The organism is Streptococcus sp. SGI.013, from assembly GCF_050315295.1.
Taxonomy (GTDB): Bacteria; Bacillota; Bacilli; order Lactobacillales; family Streptococcaceae; genus Streptococcus; species Streptococcus porcorum.
The window spans coordinates 33,263-40,181 of sequence record NZ_JBNPOS010000015.1; the positions used below are offsets into that span (position 1 = coordinate 33,263).

Sequence of the window (6,919 nt, forward strand, 5' to 3'; positions counted from 1 at the left end):
CTATTTATTGGTAAGAGGAAAGGAATTGAACCGAATGGAAAGCTGAGGATTTTGTCTTCAACTCTCTAATCGGTTTTGGTAATAAAAATATGGCTGAAACAAAAGTAATGGCTTTGCGTGAAGCAATTAACCTTGCCATGAGCGAGGAAATGCGTAAGGATGAAGATATTTTCTTAATGGGAGAAGATGTCGGTGTTTATGGTGGTGACTTTGGAACCTCAGTAGGAATGTTAGCAGAATTTGGTGAAAAACGTGTGCGTGATACTCCAATTTCTGAAGCAGCAATTGCAGGAGCTGCCGTTGGTGCGGCTATTACAGGATTGCGTCCTATTATTGATTTGACCTTCATGGACTTTATTACTATTGCATTAGATGCTATTGTGAACAATGGTGCTAAAAATAACTACATGTTCGGTGGTGGGTTGAAGACACCTGTAACTTATCGTGTGGCATCTGGATCAGGTATTGGATCGGCAGCACAACATTCTCAGTCCTTGGAAGCATGGCTAACGCACATTCCAGGGATTAAGGTGGTAGCTCCTGGAAATGCTAATGATGCAAAAGGGTTGTTAAAATCATCTATTCAAGACAATAACATTGTGATTTTTATGGAGCCAAAAGCACTTTACGGCAAAAAAGAAGAGGTTACTCAAGATCCTGATTTTTATATTCCACTTGGAAAAGGTGAGATTAAGCGTGAGGGAACTGATTTAACGATTGTTTCCTACGGCCGTATGCTAGAGCGTGTTTTAAAAGCTGCTGAGGAAGTAGCTGTAGATGGCATCAACGTAGAAGTTGTTGACCCACGTACACTTATCCCATTAGACAAGGAATTAATTATTGATTCTGTTAAAAAGACAGGAAAGTTGATGCTTGTTAACGATGCCTATAAAACAGGTGGCTTTATTGGAGAAATCGCAACAATGGTCACAGAAAGTGAAGCGTTTGATTACCTTGATCATCCTATTGTCCGTTTAGCTAGTGAAGATGTTCCTGTTCCGTATGCACGTGTCCTTGAGCAAGCAATGCTCCCAGATGTTGAAAAGATTAAGACTGCAATCTACAAGATGGTCAATAAAGGAAATTAAGATAATGAAGATGAGGGCATCAGCCCTTTGTCTGTTATTATCTGATCAGATTAATAAAAGATATTTTGTAAGCTGTGTAGCATAAAAATAAAGGAAGGGGAGTGGGGCATCTCATTACAGTCTTTCAGTAATTAGTCAGGCTGGAAAGAGAGGTCTTATGTATCATAATTATGGCAATAGAAATTATTATGCCTAAACTCGGTGTGGACATGCAAGAGGGTGAAATCATCGAGTGGAAGAAAAAAGAAGGAGATGAGGTCAAAGAAGGTGAAATTCTTCTTGAAATCATGTCTGATAAAACCAATATGGAACTGGAAGCCGAGGACACAGGAGTTCTTGTCAAAATTGTTCGTGGTGATGGTGAAACAGTTCCAGTAACGGAAGTGATTGGCTATATTGGTGAGGCTGGTGAAGTAGTTGGGGATACTCCTACTGCTGAAGTTAGTCCTGCCGTTGCGATTGAAGAAGTTCCAGCTGGACGAGCTCCTGTTGTTGTGACACCACTTGTCGCAAAAGCCCAAGGTGCTGGTAAAGTTAGAGCAACTCCAGCTGCTCGGAAACTAGCTAATGAATTGAATATTGATTTAGGCCTTGTACCAGGAACAGGACCTAAAGGCCGTGTTCATAAATCTGACGTTGAAGATTTTAAAGGAGCCGCTCCTAAAGCCACACCACTTGCTGCTCGTATTGCAGCAGATAAGGGAATTGATTTGTCAACAGTGACAGGAACAGGTGTTAACGGAAAAATCCTAAAAGAAGATGTTCTTGCGCTGATTGAACCAGCTAACGTCGAAGAAAAAGTAGTTGAGGCTGTTGTGGCTAAAGAAGAGTCTGTCAAAGAATTGCCAGAGGGTGTAGAAATTATCAAGATGAGTCCGATGCGTAAGGCTATTTCAAAAGGTATGGTACATTCATACTTGACGGCGCCAACCTTTACCCTTAACTATGATATTGATATGACAAATCTGATGGCTCTTCGTAAGCAGGTACTAGAGCCTATTATGAATAAAACAGGTTTAAAAGTAACTTTTACTGACTTAATAGGTTTAGCTGTAACACGAACACTAATGAAAGAAGAGCACCGTTATTTAAATGCTTCTTTAATCAATGATGCTACTGAAATTGAGTTACACCAATTTGTGAATATTGGTATTGCCGTTGGTCTAGATGAAGGTTTAGTTGTTCCAGTTGTACATGGTGCGGATAAGATGACTCTATCAGAATTTGTTGTGGCATCAAAAGATGTCATCAAAAAAGCACAGACTGGTAAGTTAAAAGCAGCAGAAATGTCAGGTTCAACCTTCTCTATTACCAATCTGGGAATGTTTGGTACGAAATCGTTTAACCCGATTATCAATCAGCCGAACTCAGCCATTTTAGGAGTTGCTGCAACGGTTCCAACACCTGTTGTAGTAGATGGTGAAGTCGTTGTGCGTCCGATTATGACGATGTGCTTAACCATTGACCATCGTATCGTTGATGGGATGAATGGAGCTAAGTTTATGGTTGACTTGAAAAACTTGCTTGAAAATCCATTGGAACTATTAATCTGATAAGGTTTTCATTGATCAAAAATAAAAGAATAGACGTTTCTGAATAGAAAATAAAGAAAGGATGTAGGACGAGTTCGTGATATTGTAACACGAACTAAATGCTAGGATGATAATGGTAAGATATAGGGCTCTCTGTGTTGCAGACGTCTGAGCTTTCCTTGACGACAGTCTTTGAAAGTTTTAATTGTCTTGACGTGGATGATCTACGAGATCAAAGATTTCTGACTTATCGAAAATTCTACCGCATTTTAACGTTCTTTGTATCATAATTATGGCAATTGAAATTATTATGCCCAAACTTGGCGTGGACATGCAAGAGGGTGAAATTATTGAATGGAAAAAGCAAGAAGGAGATGAGGTCAAAGAGGGGGATATTCTTCTTGAAATCATGTCTGATAAAACCAATATGGAACTTGAAGCTGAGGATTCAGGTGTCTTGGTGAAAATTGTGCGTGGTAATGGTGAAACAGTTCCAGTAACGGAAGTTATCGGTTATATCGGTGCTGCAGGTGAGGTAGTAGAAGATGCAGCTACAACACCTGAGGTAGCTCAAGCAACTGCTGATTTGAAAGCAGCAGGTTTAGAGGTTCCAACTGCTCCAGCATCGGTGGCAGAAGAAACACCAAAGGTTGCACTAGCTGAAAATGAATACGATATTGTTGTTGTCGGTGGAGGTCCTGCGGGTTATTATGCAGCGATTCGTGGTGCACAATTAGGTGGTAAGATTGCCATTGTTGAAAAATCAGAGTTTGGTGGAACTTGTTTAAACAAGGGTTGTATCCCAACTAAGACTTATCTTAAAAATGCAGAAATCCTAGATGGTCTTAAGATAGCTGCTGGGCGAGGTATTAACTTAGCCTCAACCAATTACACCATTGATATGGACAAAACAGTTGATTTTAAAAATCAAGTTGTCAAAACGCTTACTGGTGGTGTTCAAGGTCTCTTGAAAGCCAATAAAGTAACCATCTTTAATGGTCTAGGTCAAGTCAACCCAGATAAGACGGTAACCATTGGTGGTGATACGATTAAGGGACGAAATATTATCCTTGCTACAGGATCTAAGGTATCACGTATCAATATTCCAGGTATTGATTCTAAATTGGTTTTAACTTCTGATGATATCCTTGATCTTCGAGAAATTCCAAAATCACTCACTGTTATGGGTGGTGGTGTTGTCGGTGTGGAACTTGGCTTGGTTTATGCTTCCTACGGTACAGAAGTCACTGTTGTAGAGATGGCAGATCGTATCATTCCTGGTATGGACCGTGAAGTTTCTGTAGAACTTCAAAAAGTGCTATCTAAAAAAGGAATGAAATTCCTAACCTCTGTTGGTGTGGAAGAAATTATTGAAGCTAATAATCAGCTTACCATTAAACTTAATGATGGTTCAGAAATCATCTCTGAGAAAGCCTTATTGTCCATCGGACGTGTCCCACAATTAGCTGGACTTGAAAATCTTAACCTTGAACTTGATCGTGGTCGTATTAAGGTAAATGCTTATCAAGAAACTTCTATTCCAGGGATCTATGCTCCAGGTGATGTTAACGGTACAAAAATGCTAGCTCACGCAGCTTACCGTATGGGTGAGGTGGCAGCAGAAAATGCTATGCGTGGTAATCATCATAAAGCCAAGTTGGACTACACGCCAGCTGCTGTTTATACTCATCCAGAGATTGCTATGGTTGGTCTGACAGAAGATCAGGCACGTGAACAATATGGCAATGACATTTTGATTGGACGTTGTTCATTTGCAGGTAATGGTCGTGCGATTGCTTCTAATGAGGCACATGGTTTTGTTAAAGTGATTGCAGATAGTAAATACCACGAGATTTTAGGTGTTCATATTATTGGACCTGTTGCTGCGGAAATGATTAACGAAGCGGCAACTATTATGGAATCAGAATTGACAGTTGATGATGTTGTAGCCTCTATTCATGGGCATCCTACCTTCTCAGAGGTCATGTATGAAGCCTTTTTAGATGTTTTAGGCGTAGCCATCCACAACCCTCCAAAACGTAAATAATCATCTTAATTAAAGTTTATAAAAAATAAGAAGGTATAGTTCTCAAGTTTTGTCGGAGCTATACCTTTTTGATTATTAGAGATCCTAGGCCATCTGATGCTTTTGTAATCTCAATACTTGTGTTTTGATACCGTTTGCATTAAAATAGAAGTATCTTTTTTATAGGAGACTAGAAATGAAATATATTGTCAATAAGAGTAATAATCCTGCTTACAACATTGCTCTTGAAGCTTATGCTTTTAAAGAGTTGCGTGATGAGGATGAGATTTTCATTCTTTGGATAAATGAACCTGCTATCATTATTGGGAAGCATCAAAATACTATTGAGGAAATTAATAAGGAATATATAGATGAGCATGGTATCCATGTTGTTCGTCGCCTATCAGGTGGTGGCGCTGTTTATCATGATCTAAATAATTTGAACTATACCATTATTTCCAATAAAGCTGATGAGGGAGCTTTTGATTTTAAAACCTTTTCTCAACCTGTTATTGAAACTTTAGCAGATTTAGGGGTCACTGCTGAATTTACTGGTCGAAATGATCTTGAAATTGACGGGAAGAAATTTTGTGGAAATGCCCAGGCTTACTCTAATGGTCGCATGATGCACCACGGTTGTTTGCTATTTGATGTTGATATGACCGTTTTAGGAAATGCCTTAAAAGTGAGCAAGGATAAAATTGAGTCTAAAGGTGTCAAATCTGTTCGTGCACGGGTGACGAATATTTTAAGTGAGTTACCAGAAAAAATTACAGTTCACGAATTTTCTGATAAAATCTTAGAAAAAATGAAAGAGCATTATCCTGACATGACAGAATATGTTCTATCAGAAGATGAGTTGGCTAAGATTCAAAAATCTGCCGATGAACAGTTTGGGACATGGGAGTGGACTTATGGTGCGGCACCAGAGTACACCATCTCTCGTAGTGTCCGCTATCCAGCAGGTAAAGTAACTATTTATGCAAATGTTGATAAATCGGTGATTAAATCGATTAAGATTTATGGGGATTTCTTTGGTATCAAGGATGTGAAAGATATTGAAGATCTTCTTGTTGGTGTTCGTTATGAGTATCAAGATATTTTAGAGACCTTAAAAACAATTGATACAACAGAATACTTCTCACGCATGACAGTTGAAGAAGTTGCCAAAGCTATTGTTGCTTAATTGATAGTATATGATTTAATGCTCAACATTTAAAATAAACTTATCAAAGAACAAGAGAATGGCAGTGTTCTTTATAAGTGGTGTAGTTGGTAGATGAAAATCTAACTCCTAGAGAGAACGAAATGTGTTCTCTCTTTAATATTCGAGGAGTTAAAATATTGAGTGATAAAGCTTATTTTACCTTTCTTGAAGGTACACTTATCACACCTCATTACTTTTGGTAATGTTTTCCAATCCATTTCAAAATAGGTTATATGGAACTTTTTTTCTACACTCAAAAAGGCTCCATAATCTCTATGGTGGGTTTACCCACTACAGTCTTATGGAGCCTTATTTTTTATGAGTAGTAAAAAGGGACTTCGTTATCATTATTTAGTAATAAGGATTTTAGAGTTTTTCTTTACTTTTACCGATGTAGCGTTTTTTATAGGTGAAGTGGTGACCGCAAAAACGGCATCGATAATAGATTTTGTCTGCTTCATATAACATAGCATACATGGCTCCCTCACGTCCGTTAATAGCATTACCAATCAAGGCAGCTTGAGCGGAAAACTGTTTTCGCTTAGGATTTTCGATGGTCAGATTTTTAGAGTGACACTTAGGACAAGTCATAGTGTTTTTGGGGGAGTTTACTTTTGAGTGCTTTCTAGCCCAGTAGCTGTGAACAATAAAGATGGCAAGGATAAGAGCAAGAAAAAATAAACTTCGATATTGAATAATAGTTTGCATGATGGCTCCTCTATAAAATAAAAAACTGGTCGTTAGACCAGCTTTTTATTTGCCGAAAAGTCCTTTAACTTTGTCAAGGATACCATCAGCACCTTGCGCACCATCAAGAAGACCTTTTGCTTGTTCAAAATATTCACCAAGCTGATCCTTGTTTTCATTGATAAAATCTTGTGCAGCTGAGAAGTCTTTGTTTGCAATCATGTCTTTAACTTCATTAAATAAGTCCATTGGGTTCATTTATATCACCTCTAAAAAAATTAAGCATTTAGCTCAACACTATTAAACCATATTATATTTAATTATTCAATTAATTAGACTAAAAATTATTTGATGGATCCATCAGATAAAAGATTTAGGC

General features: G+C 38.2%; 6 protein-coding genes. 4 read left to right on the forward strand and 2 right to left on the reverse strand.

Annotated features, from left to right (window positions below):
* The first annotated feature begins 89 nt into the window (after positions 1–89).
* The 4 genes from ACQRDX_RS05530 (at position 90) to ACQRDX_RS05545 (ending at position 5,832) form a co-directional block, all read left to right on the forward strand.
* The gene (locus ACQRDX_RS05530) at positions 90–1,088 is read left to right on the forward strand and encodes an alpha-ketoacid dehydrogenase subunit beta (protein WP_354369306.1); all 999 of its coding nucleotides are present in this window, start codon (positions 90–92) and stop codon (positions 1,086–1,088) included.
* 170 nt (positions 1,089–1,258) lie between these two features.
* On the forward strand, positions 1,259–2,641 hold the full coding sequence (locus tag ACQRDX_RS05535) for a dihydrolipoamide acetyltransferase (protein ID WP_427895165.1): 1,383 nt from the start codon (positions 1,259–1,261) through the stop codon (positions 2,639–2,641).
* Positions 2,642–2,912: 271 nt separating this feature from the next.
* Entirely contained in the window at positions 2,913–4,667 is a 1,755-nt protein-coding gene (gene lpdA, locus ACQRDX_RS05540; RefSeq protein WP_427895163.1) for a dihydrolipoyl dehydrogenase, read from the forward strand.
* 175 nt (positions 4,668–4,842) lie between these two features.
* Positions 4,843–5,832, forward strand: coding sequence for a lipoate--protein ligase (locus tag ACQRDX_RS05545; RefSeq protein WP_354369300.1), 990 nt, complete (start codon positions 4,843–4,845; stop codon positions 5,830–5,832).
* A gap of 387 nt (positions 5,833–6,219) precedes the next feature.
* Here ACQRDX_RS05545 and ACQRDX_RS05550 read toward each other — a convergent pair whose 3' ends face one another.
* Together ACQRDX_RS05550 and ACQRDX_RS05555 are read right to left on the reverse strand one after the other, a co-directional pair.
* The gene (locus ACQRDX_RS05550) at positions 6,220–6,561 is read right to left on the reverse strand and encodes a hypothetical protein (protein WP_427895160.1); all 342 of its coding nucleotides are present in this window, start codon (positions 6,559–6,561) and stop codon (positions 6,220–6,222) included.
* 45 nt (positions 6,562–6,606) lie between these two features.
* The gene (locus ACQRDX_RS05555) at positions 6,607–6,798 is read right to left on the reverse strand and encodes a hypothetical protein (protein ID WP_354369296.1); all 192 of its coding nucleotides are present in this window, start codon (positions 6,796–6,798) and stop codon (positions 6,607–6,609) included.
* Positions 6,799–6,919 lie beyond the last annotated feature (121 nt).

What these genes read in the sequence shown, in the direction of transcription:
- ACQRDX_RS05530 (WP_354369306.1), top strand. Translation starts at nt 90, where the DNA reads ATGGCTGAAACAAAAGTAATGGCTTTGCGTGAAGCAATTAACCTTGCC.
- lpdA (WP_427895163.1), top strand. Translation starts at nt 2,913, where the DNA reads ATGGCAATTGAAATTATTATGCCCAAACTTGGCGTGGACATGCAAGAG.
- ACQRDX_RS05535 (WP_427895165.1), top strand. Translation starts at nt 1,259, where the DNA reads ATGGCAATAGAAATTATTATGCCTAAACTCGGTGTGGACATGCAAGAG.
- ACQRDX_RS05555 (WP_354369296.1), bottom strand. Translation starts at nt 6,798, where the DNA reads ATGAACCCAATGGACTTATTTAATGAAGTTAAAGACATGATTGCAAAC.
- ACQRDX_RS05545 (WP_354369300.1), top strand. Translation starts at nt 4,843, where the DNA reads ATGAAATATATTGTCAATAAGAGTAATAATCCTGCTTACAACATTGCT.
- ACQRDX_RS05550 (WP_427895160.1), bottom strand. Translation starts at nt 6,561, where the DNA reads ATGCAAACTATTATTCAATATCGAAGTTTATTTTTTCTTGCTCTTATC.